Here is a 14,961-nt window from a genome sequence, read left to right on the forward strand (position 1 = left end):
ACTACTCCATATAACCGCCCTTCATAGGGGATACAGCGTGTTTTGCATATATATTTAATACACCTTTTTTATATTTTGACTCCTTAGGAGTAAAGTTCTTTCTTCTTTCCTCCAAAATTTTATCCATCACTTCTTCTGCTAAGGGCTGTCCGTTTACTCCTATTAGCTTAAGAACGCGGTTTTCAATATCCAGCAATATCATATCTCCTTCTTCCACAAGGGCAATCGGTCCGCCTTCTGCTGCCTCCGGCGAGACATGTCCAATGGCAGGCCCCTTGGAAGCGCCGGAAAAGCGTCCGTCCGTAATAAGGGCGATCGATTTTGCAAGCTCTGTGTCAGAGGATATGGCTTCCGTCGTATAAAACATCTCCGGCATACCGCTCCCCTTTGGCCCCTCATAACGGATAATAACCGCATCACCGGGTTTTATTACCTTACTTAATACAGCCTCTAATGCTTCTTCTTCACAGTCAAAGGGCCTTGCGGTAAGAACAGCCTTATACATTTCCTTCGGAACGGCAGAATGCTTTACCACAGCGCCTTCCGGTGCCAGATTACCCTTTAATACTGCAATGGTTCCATTTCTTCCAATAGGACTATCAAAGGGGCGGATAATATCCTCTCTTTTTAATCCTGTCTCTTGCAAGTAAGAATAGCATTTCTCATAATAACCGTTTTGCTTTAGCTCTTCTAAGTTCTCTCCCAGTGTCTTTCCGGTAACCGTTAATACATCCAGATGAAGGCTTCTCTTAATTTCCTCCATTACTGCCGGCACCCCTCCTGCATAGTAAAAATACTGTGCAGGCCATTTTCCTGCGGGCCTTATATCTAAAAGGTAATGAGCCCCCCGGTGAAGCTTATCAAAGCTGTCACTGTCAAGTTCATAGCCGAATTCTCTGGCAATAGAAGGCATATGTAAGAGACAGTTTGTAGACCCGGATATGGCGGCATGAACCATAACCGCATTTTCAAAGGATTTCATTGTTACAATATCTCTTGCTTTTATTCCCTCCCTGGCAAGCTTTACAATCTGCTCTCCTGCTGCCTTTGCCTGCGATGACAAATCTTCACACATAGCAGGCATCAAGGCACTTCCCGGTAACATTAGTCCCAGTGCTTCCGCCATAATCTGCATACTGGAGGCTGTTCCCATAAAGGAGCAGGCGCCGCAGGAAGGGCAGGCATTGTATTTATAATAATTTAATTCCTCTTCTGTTATCTCGCCCCTCCTAAACATAGCACTGTAGGCTCCTATCTGCTCCAGGGTCAGTAGCTTTGGCCCTGCATCCATTACTCCGCCAGTAACCATAATAGAAGGAATATTCACTCTGCCGATTCCCATTAGGTGGGCAGGAACTCCCTTATCACAGCTTGCGATAAAAACTCCGCCGTCAAAGGGCGTTGCTCCTGCATGAATCTCTATCATATTTGCAATGGTTTCCCTGGATACCAGGGAATAGTTGATGCCGTCATGCCCCTGGGCCATCCCGTCACAGATGTCCGTGGTAAAATACCTTGAGGCTTTCGCTCCTTTATCCTTAATTCCCTCTGCTGCCTTTTCCACCAGTCCAAAAAGATGGGCACTTCCCGGATGGCTGTCCCCAAAGGTACTCTCAATCATAATCTGCGGTTTTGATAAATCCTCAATACTCCACCCCATTCCTCTTCTCAAAGGATCTAATTCCGGAGCGATTTTACGAAGCTTCTGGCTTGGTAATCCTTCTATGTTCATCTTGACCTCTTTTCTGAATATCCGGCAATTTTAATAATGTCCTGATTTTCAAAAATATATTTCTTTCTATGGTTATATTGCTCTTCTTATAGCACTCTTGTCAAGACCGGTCTTATGATGATTGCTGCCGGGAATATCACTTTTGCCTTCTCAATTTTCCCCGGAGCCTCCTTTAAAAGGCGTATAGCCCTGCATGCATAAAGGCAGCTCCAGATGGTTGGATTCCAACAATTTTTTATCCTTTAGAATCTCTTCTGCCGGTCCTTCCTTCACAATTCCTCCTTCAGAAATCAATATCACTCTGGAGCAGGTTTCAAGAATCAAATCCAAATCATGAGAGGCAATTAGTTTTGTTAATTCCAGCCGGTTAAGAACATTAATAAGGGTCCTGCGGTTGCTTGGATCAAGTGCAATGGAAGGTTCATCAAACAAAAGAATATCCGGAGTCATGGACAGCAGCGTAGCAATGGACGCCATCTTCTTCTCACCGCCCGACATTTTATAAATCTGCTTGTCTTTTAAATGTGTAATCCCCATGGTATTAAGTGCTTCCATTACTCTTTTATCAACATCTTCCTCCCCAAGTCCATAATTTCTCGGAGCAAAAGCCACGTCCTGATAAACGCTCTGGGTAAAGAGCTGATTGTCCGAATCCTGAAACAAATAGCCTGCATGGGCTCTTACTGCTGCTAAGGTATCTCTGCTTACAGGAATCTTATCAATTAGAACCTCTCCGCTATAAGTTGTTTCCAATCCTACCAGTATTCGAAGAAGGGTAGATTTTCCTGCGCCATTTGCACCTACAATGCCAACAGATTCTCCTTCCCTTGTGGTGAAAGTAATATCCTTTAATATCTCCATTCCACTCTCATAGGAAAAGGATAGATTACTGCATTCAATGATACCTTTATATCCATTCTCCTGATTTGTATTCACTTTTATATTCTTAACGGAATCCTTCGCCTTTGCCAACCACATAATGACCTCCTTCTTCTAAATAAATAGTATTTTATCAAATCAATATCTTAATGCCAAAATAAAGCACTGCAAATATTCCAAGCCATAAGGAGAGAAAAGCATAATCCCTTCCCTGTGCTTTCGTTTTCTTAATATAGGCGAATTCTCCGTTAAATCCCCGCAGCAGCATGCTTTCATAAAGATTTCCTGCCCGGTCAATGGAGCGGAGCAAAAGCTGCCCAATAAGAGAGCCCCATATCTTATACTTTACACCTTTTTCTCCCGGCGCTCTTAAAGAATATGCCTGATATACCCCATTGGCCTCTGCCATCAGCACCGTAATATAGCGGTAAGTCAGCAAAAACTGCGTCACCAGTATATTGGGAATGTGTAAAAGCCGCAGAGCATAGCATATCCCGTCAATTCCGGTGGTAGCAATTAAAAGAAAAGACGCTGATATGCAGTACATACCCTTTAAAAACAGGGTGACCATAGATATAATTCCTCCCGATATTCCAATGCCGGCAATGTAAACATATGGTGCACTGTCAAATATCGGATTGAATATTCCAATAAATAAAAGAAGAGGAAGAAGTCCTCTTATTTTCCCAAGACAGGCCTTAACCGGAATATCTGACAGCTTTAAAAGAATCAGGGGATACAGAATAAAGGGCAATAATCCCGGTAAATTATATTTATGAAATGATACCACTAATATCATATATGCTAAGGTAATAACAAGCTTCACCAATGGGTGTACCTTGTTAACCTCAAGCTTTCTATCTGCCATTTCCTCCAATTCATGGACGGCAAAGATAGCATCTGTAATTTTTGCCATATTAATAGCCATGCCTTTCCTGTGAAGTGCTTCTTATTTTTCACACTAATCCCCATGCATTTCGCAAGTTCGCTTGCGAAACTGCCCAAATAGAAAGTGAAAAATGCTTCTTATTTTTCACACTAACCAAATCTCTCCTATGCATGAATAGGAAGGCAGTCTCCTCCTTTTTGAGGAATCCGCCTTCCTAAAACTTTGTTATTATTTACTGATAGAATGATGTTTATGTAGTACTGTCTTTTTTACGAAACATTTTAAACAAAACACAGCAGCCAACAGTAACTGCTGCCACGATTGCTGCTCCGAAAATGCCTGAAAAAGAGGTTCCTGCCGGAGAATTGCTGTCCGGAAAAGCATAGTCAGGAAGAAGGGCTGTCTTTTCCTGAACCTTAGCCGCTGACTGCACAGTGTCCGCATAGTTATCCTTTGCATTCATCTCTGTGCTTCCGGTCATTTTTTCAATGGACCATTCAAGTCCGTCGGGATTCGAAGAAGCTGCCAGAGACAATCCTCCTCCTATTAAAAGCACCGTTACCCCAAGAATTACCATGACTTTCTTATAGCTGAATTTTCCTTCCGGTGCATCTTTTCTAAGAAGCTCAGGTCTTGTGTTATATAAAAAGATTACCACTGTTCCTGTAATCAGTCCCTCTACCGTACCAATGGCAAGGTGAATTGGCTGCATAAGAGCTAAGAACTGTCCAAAAGACAGAGCAGTAATCCCGGAAAACAGTGTTTCTAATGTTACACTGAATGCACCCAGCTGTAAGCTTATCACACTTCCCAAAACAGATGCCAGCATAATTTTTGTCCTGTTCATGGTCTTTTTGGTAAGAGGGCGGTAAATTAGGAGGTACCCCACAAAGCACCCGTAAAAGGCCATGTTCCATATATTTGCACCAAGCGCTAACAGCCCTCCATCTGCAAATAGCAGGCATTGTATCAGCAGCACTGATACCATTGAAAGAAATCCCGCGTAAGGTCCTAATAATATAGATAAAAGCAATCCTCCGCATAAATGACCGCTGGATCCGGTTCCGGGGATGGTAAAATTAATCATCTGTGTAGCAAAAACAAATGCTGACATAATCCCCATAGTAGGTATTTTCTTCGGGTCATTTTCAAATCTGACCTTTTTTATCGAATAGGCTGTTGTTACACCGGAAGCAGCATACATAGTTGCTGCTACAGCGGGTGCAATAAGCGCATCTGCCATATGCATAACGAATACTCTCCTTTGTATTTACTAATCTATTTGAATTATAACGGACTTACGGCAGAAAACAAGCCACTGGGGGGGATATAATTTTTAAAAAAATATGGTATTTCAGCCCGGTATTTTAAGGCATTCCATAGCGTTAATTTATCCGTTTAGGATTTTTAGGCATAAAATATGCCCCGGATAGGGATAGGGGCATGTAGGTATCGCCTGGCGCATATAAATGGCAGGCCCTTTTTATTTAATGAATCTGTCGATTGCCTTATTCAGGTTTTCAATAGAAGTGTTATCTCCGGATTCTATTGCATCCACAATACAATTTTGTATATGATCTTCCAGTATTATCTTTCCAGTGCTGTTAAGAGCAGCAATGACCGCAGAAAGCTGAATAAGCACTTCACTGCAATCCTTCCCATCTTCAATCATACGCTTTACAGATTCGAGATGACCGGATGCACGGGATAGGCGGTTTAATACTGCTTTTGTATTTTGATGACTGTGTTTATGCTCTATGCCATCTTCATGGCTGTGAATGCAGACAGTGCCATCTTCTTTAATATGCTTATGCACCTTGTTATTTACGCGGGCTGTATCTTGCTTTTCCATTTCTTTTCCTTTCTAATGAAAAAGGATTCTTAGCTTTTAAAATCCTTTTATAAGCCAATATTATTCATATCATAACATACTTCCCGCAAAAACAACAGTTTTTTATAGACTTAAGCCTTCATTCTCCCTGCATCCGAGCATCAGGTTCAGACACTGAATTGCGGCGCCGGAAGCTCCTTTACCCAAATTATCAAATTGTGAAGATAAAACAAGCCTTTCCGCATTACCGGCAATGTAAATGTTAAGGCCATCCCAGCCAGAGCAGTCAATTCCGCTTAAGAAACCTTTTTTATCAGCCTCCGCACCATATGGCATAACCTTTACGAATAATTCGTTCTTATAATAGTCTGCAAAAAACTCCTGAATAAGTTCCGGCGTATGCAGTTTTAGCAGCATATCCGCATATAAAGGAACGGAAACCAGCATACCGCTGTAATAATCCGCTACAATAGGAGAAAACAACGGCTCTCTGTTAAGTCCTGTAATAAGCTTCATTTCTTTTAAATGCTTGTGCTGCTGGCTTAGGGCATATTCCCTGGGGGCATCATACTCCCTCCCACGGGTTTTTGCCTCATACTCTGCAATCATTTTCTTTCCGCCGCCGCTGTATCCTGTCAGGGAAAAACTGCTGATAGGATAATCAGCAGGAAGAATTCCTTTCTTAATTAAAGGATACACCAAGGCAATAAATCCCGTCGCATGACAGCCGGGAACAGCAATCCGCTTTCCCTTCTGAATCTTAGTCCTATGCTCTAAGGAAAGCTCTGGAAAACCATATGCCCAGTCACTGTTAGTTCTATGCGCTGTTGAAGTATCTATAATTTTTACCTTCTCATTTTCCACCATTGCCACCGATTCCTTTGCGGCTGCATCGGGCAGGCATAGAAAGGTAATATCGGATGCATTAATCAGCTTCTTTCTTTCTGCTCCATCTTTCCTTAGCTCCGGCGATATGGTCAACAAATCTATATCCTGACGGTCCTTAAAACGTTCATGTATCCGAAGACCGGTGGTTCCTTCGCTTCCGTCCACAAAAATCTTTGTTTTCATCAATTATCCTCCTATACCCTGGTTGCTTTACTTTGTTTTGTATATTTATACATTCATTCTTACCTTGCTATTAAAACTGCCGCAAGTAATTTACGTATGCTTTGTTGAATATTCTGTGCTCATTATAATACTCTTTTGTTTTTTTTGCAACCAGAATGCAATCAATATTCATATTTTATAAATTATTATTCATATTTACCCGCTTATTTCTCCCTTTATCGGTAATTCTGTTCCTTTCTGTTAACCGGCGAAGTCATTAAAGAAGCTCCCATTCTGAATTTCATAAATCCCGGAAGGAGCCTGTCATTGCCAGGGATATTTCCACGCAAAGAGAGTTTCCCTGTTCTCATATTTAATTTTCTGTGATCATCTTACCTGTCAAATCTTATAATCCAATCTTTCTTTTCATATAGGCGCAGTATTGGAACGCAAGGGAATCGTCCAGCACCATGGTTTTATCAGTGCCATAACATTCCATGGCTTCCTGTATTAACGGCCCAAATCCCTTATCAATATTTTTTATACCCCATTCCCCGCCTTCTTTTTTCGAAAGAACTAATTTATCCTGTACGTAAGCCAGGACTCTGCAAAGATTTAATATGGTATAGACCGGATTATCAGAAATATCCTTTTCCGCCTCTGAAACATCATTTTTTATGCTCTCCAGATATGCATCACTTGGTATCTCCCCAAATAAATCCTTTATTTCTTTTCCATAAAGCACAATTCCTCTATTCTTAATAATAACAAAATGTGCCGCCAGGTCAGGATCTGTGCCATTCATCTTTTCGATATATTCATCGGGATTATTTTTATACCAGTTTAAATGTGTTACAGAAAAATGCAAATCAAAAGGTGTTGGATATATAAAGTTCTTACAATACTCACTGCGGACCAAACTCATTTCAATTCCTTTGGCCGGAGCAGTTTCATTTAAAACGATGATACTATCCATCAAATCTCTCTTTTGCTGATCGATAGCTTCTTTTTCTGTTACAAGTAAAATATCAATATCACTTTTTCCCGGATTAAAGCAGCCCATCGCAATGGACCCATGCAGGTATACTCCAACCAGATTATCTTTAAGAATGCGGCGGCTGCACTCAACCAATCTATTCAGTATCTCTTGTATTTTCATTTTAATAACCATGCCTTCCTCTGTACACCTCAAGTTTGTGCCGAGGATTTCGCAGGCACAAACTTGTGTGTGAAAATTGTCTTTTAATTTTCACACTAACCCCCATGCATATCGCAGGCCTGTCAGTAGATTGCAAGCAATCTACACGATACTGCTCAAATAAGAGATTTGAAAAATGCAATGCATTTTTCAATCTAACTCCTAAGGATATCTTACTTCTCTTTATACCCAGCCGTAACATTTAAAGTCTTTGTCATACTCCATTTCCAAGACCTCGCCGTATGCAATTACCCCTATTCCGGTATACCTTCTGATTATACCCCCATGTGCTACAACGATTATTTTTTCATATCCCAAATCAAAATACTTGTCCATTACAGGCTTCGTACGTTTAATTATTTCAGGAATAGTCTCCCACTTTCTTGTCTCACCTTTCGGATATTCACCCATATATTTGATAAATTCTTTATGTAGCAGGGAATTTTCTTCTTCACCCTTCACCATAAAAGTCTTATCTGAAAGAAATTCATGCAAATCTACTTCGACCAGAATATCCACTCCTATATTTTTCGATATAATAGCCGCAGTATATAAAGCTCTCGTATAAGGTGAAGAGATTATTATTTGCGCTCTGTTTAACAGTGAACTGTTAGAAGCTTCCTTTGCCTGCATAATTCCATTTTCTGTTAATGGAGCCAAGTCTCTTCCCAGTCCAATAAAGCCTTTTTCATCCACATAGGTTTTATCCGGTTCTCCATGCCTTATAAATACAATCTTCATAATAATTCCTTTCGCGTCTTGTTTTTCTCCTGCTGCATTAATGGGTGATTAGAAGTTTCATAACCTATTGTATGTACATTAGCAGGTATTATTATTTCTTTGCTTTTCCCAATATAAGCTTTTTCACCTTTCCCTTCTTTTTTTGTTATACGAACATAACTCCATTAAATAATTTATTGCTATTATTATATAGAATCTTCCGGCACTTTTCTACTATTTCTCTTCCAAACTTTTTTGCATAACAAAAAGTCCCAACCTGCCAGCTCATCTGTCTGCCAACCCGGGACCTAAGGTGCACTTCCAGGAGTTCTAGCCCTGGATATCCTGATTAAAAGTTATGTGTATCTGTTTTGTCTATTATTACTTGTTTTCTATATTGCCTTGAATCAAGATATATCCCATACTATCATGCGTAGGTATAATGATTCCAATATCACTTCCTTTAATATAGAAGTCATTGGTATGAGCGGCTTGTTCAAAGCTTTCAACGAAAGCTTCAACAAATGGCGTGTTATCAGTCACATCATCAAAATTATTCTCGACAACATCAAAATCCGTATATAAATGATCTTCGACAAATGATTTATCAATCATAAGGAAGTCTTTAAGTTCCAATTGCTTTTCACTTTTGATATCAATAGTAATTGCATGAGCAAATCTATTTGATGTCTGATGGTCACTTACTTCTCCCAGAAACAATATACTTATTCTGTCATCGTTTGCTTCCATTATTTCATAATCAACGCTGTATTCAATATAATCTCTACTCCCTAGTGTGTCATGATAATACGCAGCTTCTCTATACAGCATATCATTTATATTCTTTTCTTTTTCATAGTCTTCCAGATTATATAGCTGCGGATATTTTATCACCAATGTTTTCGTCCATTCGCTGCTGTTCTCCGGTCTTTCCATATCCTTACTAGTTAATTCACTGGGTGCAATACCATACTCATTTACATCGGCATACCACTTAACAGGAAATTTGTTATCTTCTTCTTTTTCGCTTTCTGATACAGTATTACTTACTGCTTTGATAGGATTATCCTTTTTGCCTTCATTGTTGCTGTCTTTCGAACTACACGCAACAAATATTAAAATGCAAAGGATTATCACAACATTCTTTCGTAATTTTTTTAAATTCAAATCTGTGCCTCCTTTAATTGAATTTTAGCAATCACTGTTTTCAATCCCTTGACATATTTCTAAAAATTCCAAACTGTGCTCTGCGTCTGTTTTAGATTTGTAGAATACAATACCATGACTAGGAATCATGTTCGTTCTCCACTCACATTCAGACGTAACCATCCGCAAAAAAATTCTTAGGCTATTTGCAATCAAAAAGCATTCTTTCTTCTCATTGATATAACAAATGGGCGCGGCATCATCCATACCCGTTGTTTGTCCAATTGTACCGAATAACCCTCCCAGACTGTCTTTTGCAAAAATATCCCAATATATTCTTTTCATCGTTCTTCACTTCCTTTTATACTCTCAATACTTATAATTCGTATTTGTACACATGGTGATAATCTCTGGAAAAGGTTACCATAACACTTCTTCTTGTCAGATTATATACGGCTGACCATTGCTCATCACCAGGTATTACATTCTTTTTAAGCAATTCTAATGCATTATTTTCAGAAATAATCCCATTGCACTTTTCAAGTTCATTTTCAATATTATCATATCTATCTTTTCCGAAGCCCTCATGATTGGGATTGTTATATAAATTAAAATTAGTTGCTGCTTGATAGCTCTTAACTTTTTTTGTAGTAACCATTTTGCCATCTGCGAATTCGATTAGTTTATAAATAACAACAATTAATCTAGTGTATGGCTTTCGTTTACACAAGGGAAAATTGGGGGCCTCTCCTTCATATGCCGACTCCGACTGTCTGCTGACCCATTTACTGTTCTTAAGATAATAAGCTCCGATAGATTCCTGAATTTCAGGCAGGAAAGCAAGTAATCTCAAAATTTCATTAAACTCATTATAATCTTGCGTTTGATTCATTAATACCTCCGGTTTATATTTGGGCGGGCTTAATAACGTGATTCTTCCTGCATCAATAATCTTTATCTTATATTCAACGTATCACTTTAAGATTAATAATAAATCAAAATACATGAGTTTTCTATATCTAAATGATATTTTAAGAAAAAACCCTGCCCCCATAGATCTTACGTTTACAAAACCAGTACTCAAAGCACAGCATTAGGCGCATTTACTGCTATTGGCACTAATCGTAACAGTAGTTCTCTCATAACGTCCTCCCTTTGGTAAACTGCCCTTCCCATACCTTTTGTCTCCTTTTTATACATAATAAAAGAGCCAATACTAGAATCCACTTATCCAGATATTGGCTCGTTTCTATAGCTTGTTGTCCTATTTCTTCGCTTTTTTAATGGCATCTATAAATGCAATTGGATTTATTATATTACTTCCATCATTCGCTTTAGAGCAGGTCTCAAAGAGAATTTGAACTATCTGGTCATTGCCTAAAGTCGGGTCAACCTGCCATCCCAAAGCTAATACTCCTGCCCCATAAGGTATACCCCAACTTAACCCTCCTTGTCCAGTATACTGGTAAGAAGGGGAGCCTTCTTCATATTCTTCGGCAACTGTCCTATATGAAATCGGTACGCCTATTTTCGAAGATAGAATTACATAGGTCGATGTAGGGAATCCTCCTTTACACATTGATACTTTATCGGGATTCTCCGGGTCATAAAATGCAGGAGCAATAATACCTGTTGTTTGATTATCTCGGCAATCTAATACCAGGATTCCTTCCTCTTGCGCTGCAAGAACTGCTTCATCCCACATATTCAAATTCTTTGTAAATGGAGAACCATATCCTGAGGGAGCCGCCGAAACTGACACAACACGAATTTTTTCATCATCAGGCAGTTTTTTATTTTCTTCAATAATCCAATAAAGTCCTTTTGCAAAAAACTCACTATCTCCAGTCCATGATGGTGCAGCAGCAAAATAAACCTTTGCATCTGGTGCTACTCCCACGGTGTTACCAACCAAAATACTTGTAACTGCTGGAGCGTGCATTGAACCGTTATTTACATCCTTTTCACAACCGGTATCATGATATTCCACTATTTTTCCGTCAAATTCCGGATGATGAAGTAAAAGATTCTGGTCAATAATCGCAACATTAATGCCTTTACCTGTAATACCTTCTTTGTGCAGTTCTCTGACACCAAGTCCGGGATTTTTACCATTATTCATAATTTCCTTCTGTCGATTTTCGTTGCCTTTTAGAACAGTGCCTTCGTTAAAAGTAAATGTAATCATATCATCCGCACTATATTCATTTTCTTTAAATATTCTTTCTTTATCATCTGTAGCTCTTATATCATCATACGGCTTAATAGAAATATCTGTCTCTTTTTTATTATTACTTGCCGATGATGTATCCGACTGCGGCTCTGGCGATGTACTTATTGGTTCTGTAGGAGTTTCAGTAACCATAGCCTCGGTTGGAGTGCCAATTACGCCTGTTGTAGAGCTATCAGAATTGGTGTTACCACTTGTGTCTCTTGATTTGTTACAAGCAGTTTGGAATAACAGCACCAAAACAATAAGTAAAATACCCAAAATTTTCATTTTCCACTTCATCTTTGACTCCTCCTCCAGCAAGATTTAAGGCGACCTTATAAATCCATATTTATCGCTGGTTTTACCTTGGTAATCTTTGTCCTGCATTATTTACATGATTATAAATCAAAATACATAATTTTACTATACCCCAAATATATTTTAAACACTATTCCAGATTACAATATGATCTTAAATATTTATTAAATACATATTCACAATTCACTTTCTACTATTTAAAAGCAATGGTACAAAAACCATCCCTCATCCAATATCATAGGTATCAAATAACTGCTGTCCTAACGCTGCTGCTAATTCAGGACTATTGATTAATCTTCTTTCATAAAGTAAGGATGTTTTACGTATTAACCTGGATTCTTTACTAAACCGGATTGAATAGATAGTTTTATATCTGAAAACTTCGTAATAACATAAATTCTTCGCTTTGGTAATTCATTTTTTCCACACTTTTGTCTCCTTCTGTACATAATAAAAAGAGCCAATACCCGGAATTCATTTATCCGGATATTGGCTCTTCTTTATACGATTATTAAAAGGTACTCTTTATATATCTCGATTACGCAAATTGGAATTTGTCGTACTTATGCTTGAAAGGCGCAATGAATAAAATGTTTATTTCTTTTGCAAGCATGAAAATTCTTGATCAAACCATGTTTCAATGTCATCTCGTATATCTAAAACAGAATCATCCAACGATATGGGAAGTCCACGGCAACCGCCATCACAATGACCGATTTCTCTTTTTCTGCCGCAGCCATATCCCTTTGCAATCAGTTCCTGCAAAATTGGAGGAAACGTTTTGATGGTGTCAGTGTATTCGTGCGTCTTTGTCGATTTCACATTGATATGATAGCCGTTGTTGAGGGAAGCGTTAATTCCCCATAAATCTTTCCGTTTATAACAATACTTCATATAGATATGAAACCCTTTTACTTCCACAACGCAGGTAAGTCCTTTATCCAGATAGCGCTGATGCAGTTGCAGAATGAAATCCTGCACATCTGCGGATAAATGCTTTATCGTATCCTGCACGATGGAAAGCACATCGGTTTCATCCTTTTTCAATACCCTGTAATCACAGCGCAAAAAAATATCCTGATTGACGAGGGTGCCATGGTCTATTTCGGCGATTGCCATGACCTTCAGGCCTGTCAGCATAGTGGGGTTATCTGGATATGTAATCTTTATGGTTTTGATGTCTGATAAGTTTTGCTTTTTTTCATTTATGTCTATACCGTCAATGCAAATACCGCAATCCGCCAGAAACCGCAGGCATTCAAGGTTTTTGCTAACAGGCAGCTTTCCATTGAATACGGTATTTCCACAGGCGAGAGATTGCGTGTTTTCAACTGGCATGCCATGATAACCTATGTTCATTAGTATGGTGCTTACATTGTGCAGGAATGGATAATACACCGAAAGCGTAGTGCGGTTTTCATATTCATGGGCAACTTTTTTGCTACTATCATAGACATCGCCTTTGGCATATAAAACATCGTAAAGCCGAACCAAAAAGGCTCTGAATGCCAGAACACCCTCCTGTATGCTCTCTTCAAGTGAAACATTTGTATATGCAGGATTGATTGCATATGCTTCGTGCGTTTCAGGCACCATAATTTCCTTCAAATAGCTTGCCACATCCTGAAGCGTTTTTCTCATGTATTTCACCTCTTGTAATTTACTTTGCCTTATATCTCTAAAACTGATTTGCAAATTCTGACTTCTCATTCCAATAGCTGGGAATCCAACTCGTCAACTGTATATATTTTTTTAAGGGCAGCACATCCATTGGAAATATTTTTTCTGGAAAATTGTTGATTATCTCTTCAATTTCCTCTGGTTTCGTCCAATGTATATTTGTCGTTTCATCTGTATTTTCTACAGACTCTCCCTCAACAATACTATACGTATTTATTTATTTTGCCGTATGATTGATAAAATCAACTTCATACTGCTGTTCACCGTATTTTCTTTCATTGTCAGTAATAGTACCTTCTGTAAGGGTGATACGCAGAACGATTGAGGTCGGATTGTTTTCGTCGCCAACTTCATCGAACCAATCGAAGATGCTTTTGAACTTCGCTCTGATTTCCGCATTCTTCTCGTCTTTGACCCAACCGAGATTTTCGGCCGTGCCCTGGAACGCATACCAGCCTAACCCACCGACGGAAACCTCGGCGTTCTTCTCAATTTGCAGCATTTTATTTTTCTTTGCATCCGTAGAAACATAAAATACGCCGCCTTCATAATAGGCGCAGACCATACGGACAGCGGGGCGGGGATTTCCGGCAGCGCTCGGAGATAGTGATATTGTCGCAAGGGCAATCACTTCTTCCTTGCCATTTCCGCACCGCTCCTCCATCAGTTTCATTGCGTTTTCGTACTTGCTCATTTTAATTTTCTCCTTTGTATTGATGTCCTTTATGTTGTAATGATAATCGAACCACTTGAAAAGTGCCCCAAGTTTATAATTCCAAGCTCAGCCACAGAGCGGGACGAACTCCGCCGCTGTTATCGCCTGTTGAAGGATGAATCGTGTTGCTGCTGTAGCGGAAGGTGCCATTTCCCTGAATGCCTACATTGCCGTCGCCGTGGATATATACGGCTCTTCTATTGTCACGCCCGGACGACCGAAGCCACCACCACCATACATACCCATCGAATGTCGATCTTCGCTTGTTGTTGTTTTGGTCTTTCCTTTGAAACCAGTATCGTTGTTTGGCGCTGCGGTTTTCAAGGTTTTTACTGCTGTCACCGAAATATTTACACACTACTTCTTCAATGCTTAGAAGAAATATGTAATCCCAAGTATCTTCTCCGCCTCTTGAACCGTACCACTGATTGTCGTGGTTTTTGTTCAATGCCGGAATGATTCTTGACTGTTCGGCCGCGGTGAATTTGTTATAAAACTCACTGTTAAGATATTTTCTTAGCGAGCAGTCAGCCCATGTCACATCACCAGCGCAATTATTATAGGGGTGTTGTTCGATCACGTATTCAGTTA

15 protein-coding genes are annotated in these 14,961 nt (G+C 39.4%); all 15 read right to left on the minus strand.

Going from position 1 to position 14,961, the window contains the following annotated elements:
• Window position 1: 1 nt before the first annotated feature.
• Entirely contained in the window at window positions 2-1,732 is a 1,731-nt protein-coding gene (gene ilvD / locus BUF11_RS19820; RefSeq protein ID WP_073590596.1) for a dihydroxy-acid dehydratase, read from the minus strand.
• 150 nt (window positions 1,733-1,882) lie between these two features.
• Window positions 1,883-2,593 (minus strand): energy-coupling factor ABC transporter ATP-binding protein, encoded by a 711-nt coding sequence (locus tag BUF11_RS19825; RefSeq protein WP_073590626.1) that lies wholly within the window; start codon window positions 2,591-2,593, stop codon window positions 1,883-1,885.
• Between the two features lie 151 nt (window positions 2,594-2,744).
• The gene (gene cbiQ / locus BUF11_RS19830; protein WP_242952425.1) at window positions 2,745-3,539 is read right to left on the minus strand and encodes a cobalt ECF transporter T component CbiQ; all 795 of its coding nucleotides are present in this window, start codon (window positions 3,537-3,539) and stop codon (window positions 2,745-2,747) included.
• Between the two features lie 211 nt (window positions 3,540-3,750).
• Window positions 3,751-4,749 carry an energy-coupling factor ABC transporter permease gene (locus BUF11_RS19835; RefSeq protein WP_073590597.1) on the minus strand — a complete coding sequence of 333 codons (999 nt, stop codon included), beginning with the start codon at window positions 4,747-4,749 and terminating at the stop codon, window positions 3,751-3,753.
• Window positions 4,750-4,983: 234 nt separating this feature from the next.
• On the minus strand, window positions 4,984-5,352 hold the full coding sequence (locus tag BUF11_RS19840; RefSeq protein ID WP_073590598.1) for a metal-sensing transcriptional repressor: 369 nt from the start codon (window positions 5,350-5,352) through the stop codon (window positions 4,984-4,986).
• Window positions 5,353-5,454: 102 nt separating this feature from the next.
• Window positions 5,455-6,402: an N-acetyl-gamma-glutamyl-phosphate reductase gene (gene argC, locus BUF11_RS19845; protein WP_073590599.1), complete on the minus strand. Its 948-nt coding sequence runs from the start codon at window positions 6,400-6,402 to the stop codon at window positions 5,455-5,457.
• 385 nt (window positions 6,403-6,787) lie between these two features.
• Window positions 6,788-7,552, minus strand: coding sequence for an aminoglycoside adenylyltransferase domain-containing protein (locus BUF11_RS19850; RefSeq protein WP_242952426.1), 765 nt, complete (start codon window positions 7,550-7,552; stop codon window positions 6,788-6,790).
• A gap of 210 nt (window positions 7,553-7,762) precedes the next feature.
• On the minus strand, window positions 7,763-8,320 hold the full coding sequence (locus BUF11_RS19855) for a histidine phosphatase family protein (RefSeq protein ID WP_073590600.1): 558 nt from the start codon (window positions 8,318-8,320) through the stop codon (window positions 7,763-7,765).
• A gap of 360 nt (window positions 8,321-8,680) precedes the next feature.
• The gene (locus tag BUF11_RS19860; RefSeq protein WP_073590601.1) at window positions 8,681-9,466 is read right to left on the minus strand and encodes a hypothetical protein; all 786 of its coding nucleotides are present in this window, start codon (window positions 9,464-9,466) and stop codon (window positions 8,681-8,683) included.
• Window positions 9,467-9,490: 24 nt separating this feature from the next.
• Entirely contained in the window at window positions 9,491-9,790 is a 300-nt protein-coding gene (locus tag BUF11_RS19865) for a hypothetical protein (protein ID WP_073590602.1), read from the minus strand.
• Window positions 9,791-9,821: 31 nt separating this feature from the next.
• Window positions 9,822-10,337, minus strand: a complete 516-nt coding sequence (locus tag BUF11_RS19870; protein WP_073590603.1) for a hypothetical protein — start codon at window positions 10,335-10,337, stop codon at window positions 9,822-9,824.
• Between the two features lie 372 nt (window positions 10,338-10,709).
• Window positions 10,710-11,957: a S8 family serine peptidase gene (locus BUF11_RS19875; protein ID WP_073590604.1), complete on the minus strand. Its 1,248-nt coding sequence runs from the start codon at window positions 11,955-11,957 to the stop codon at window positions 10,710-10,712.
• Window positions 11,958-12,569: 612 nt separating this feature from the next.
• The gene (locus BUF11_RS19880; protein ID WP_073590605.1) at window positions 12,570-13,616 is read right to left on the minus strand and encodes a hypothetical protein; all 1,047 of its coding nucleotides are present in this window, start codon (window positions 13,614-13,616) and stop codon (window positions 12,570-12,572) included.
• Window positions 13,617-13,872: 256 nt separating this feature from the next.
• Complete coding sequence (locus tag BUF11_RS19885; RefSeq protein ID WP_073590606.1) at window positions 13,873-14,349, minus strand: pyridoxamine 5'-phosphate oxidase family protein; 477 nt, start codon at window positions 14,347-14,349, stop codon at window positions 13,873-13,875.
• A 73-nt stretch (window positions 14,350-14,422) separates the two neighbouring features.
• The coding region (locus tag BUF11_RS24505; protein ID WP_175562114.1) for a DUF6273 domain-containing protein at window positions 14,423-14,961 on the minus strand (539 nt) is incomplete at its 5' end.

Origin of the sequence: Anaerocolumna xylanovorans DSM 12503, from assembly GCF_900143645.1 — a bacterium.
Classification (GTDB): domain Bacteria; phylum Bacillota; class Clostridia; order Lachnospirales; family Lachnospiraceae; genus Anaerocolumna; species Anaerocolumna xylanovorans.

Excerpts from the sequence above, each read along its gene's own strand:
- argC (WP_073590599.1), bottom strand. The coding sequence starts at position 6,402 with ATGAAAACAAAGATTTTTGTGGACGGAAGCGAAGGAACCACCGGTCTT.
- BUF11_RS19835 (WP_073590597.1), bottom strand. The coding sequence starts at position 4,749 with ATGCATATGGCAGATGCGCTTATTGCACCCGCTGTAGCAGCAACTATG.
- BUF11_RS19865 (WP_073590602.1), bottom strand. The coding sequence starts at position 9,790 with ATGAAAAGAATATATTGGGATATTTTTGCAAAAGACAGTCTGGGAGGG.
- cbiQ (WP_242952425.1), bottom strand. The coding sequence starts at position 3,539 with ATGGCTATTAATATGGCAAAAATTACAGATGCTATCTTTGCCGTCCAT.
- BUF11_RS19825 (WP_073590626.1), bottom strand. The coding sequence starts at position 2,593 with ATGGAGATATTAAAGGATATTACTTTCACCACAAGGGAAGGAGAATCT.
- BUF11_RS19855 (WP_073590600.1), bottom strand. The coding sequence starts at position 8,320 with ATGAAGATTGTATTTATAAGGCATGGAGAACCGGATAAAACCTATGTG.
- BUF11_RS19850 (WP_242952426.1), bottom strand. The coding sequence starts at position 7,552 with ATGGTTATTAAAATGAAAATACAAGAGATACTGAATAGATTGGTTGAG.
- ilvD (WP_073590596.1), bottom strand. The coding sequence starts at position 1,732 with ATGAACATAGAAGGATTACCAAGCCAGAAGCTTCGTAAAATCGCTCCG.
- BUF11_RS19885 (WP_073590606.1), bottom strand. The coding sequence starts at position 14,349 with ATGAGCAAGTACGAAAACGCAATGAAACTGATGGAGGAGCGGTGCGGA.
- BUF11_RS19875 (WP_073590604.1), bottom strand. The coding sequence starts at position 11,957 with ATGAAGTGGAAAATGAAAATTTTGGGTATTTTACTTATTGTTTTGGTG.
- BUF11_RS19870 (WP_073590603.1), bottom strand. The coding sequence starts at position 10,337 with ATGAATCAAACGCAAGATTATAATGAGTTTAATGAAATTTTGAGATTA.
- BUF11_RS19840 (WP_073590598.1), bottom strand. The coding sequence starts at position 5,352 with ATGGAAAAGCAAGATACAGCCCGCGTAAATAACAAGGTGCATAAGCAT.
- BUF11_RS19880 (WP_073590605.1), bottom strand. The coding sequence starts at position 13,616 with ATGAGAAAAACGCTTCAGGATGTGGCAAGCTATTTGAAGGAAATTATG.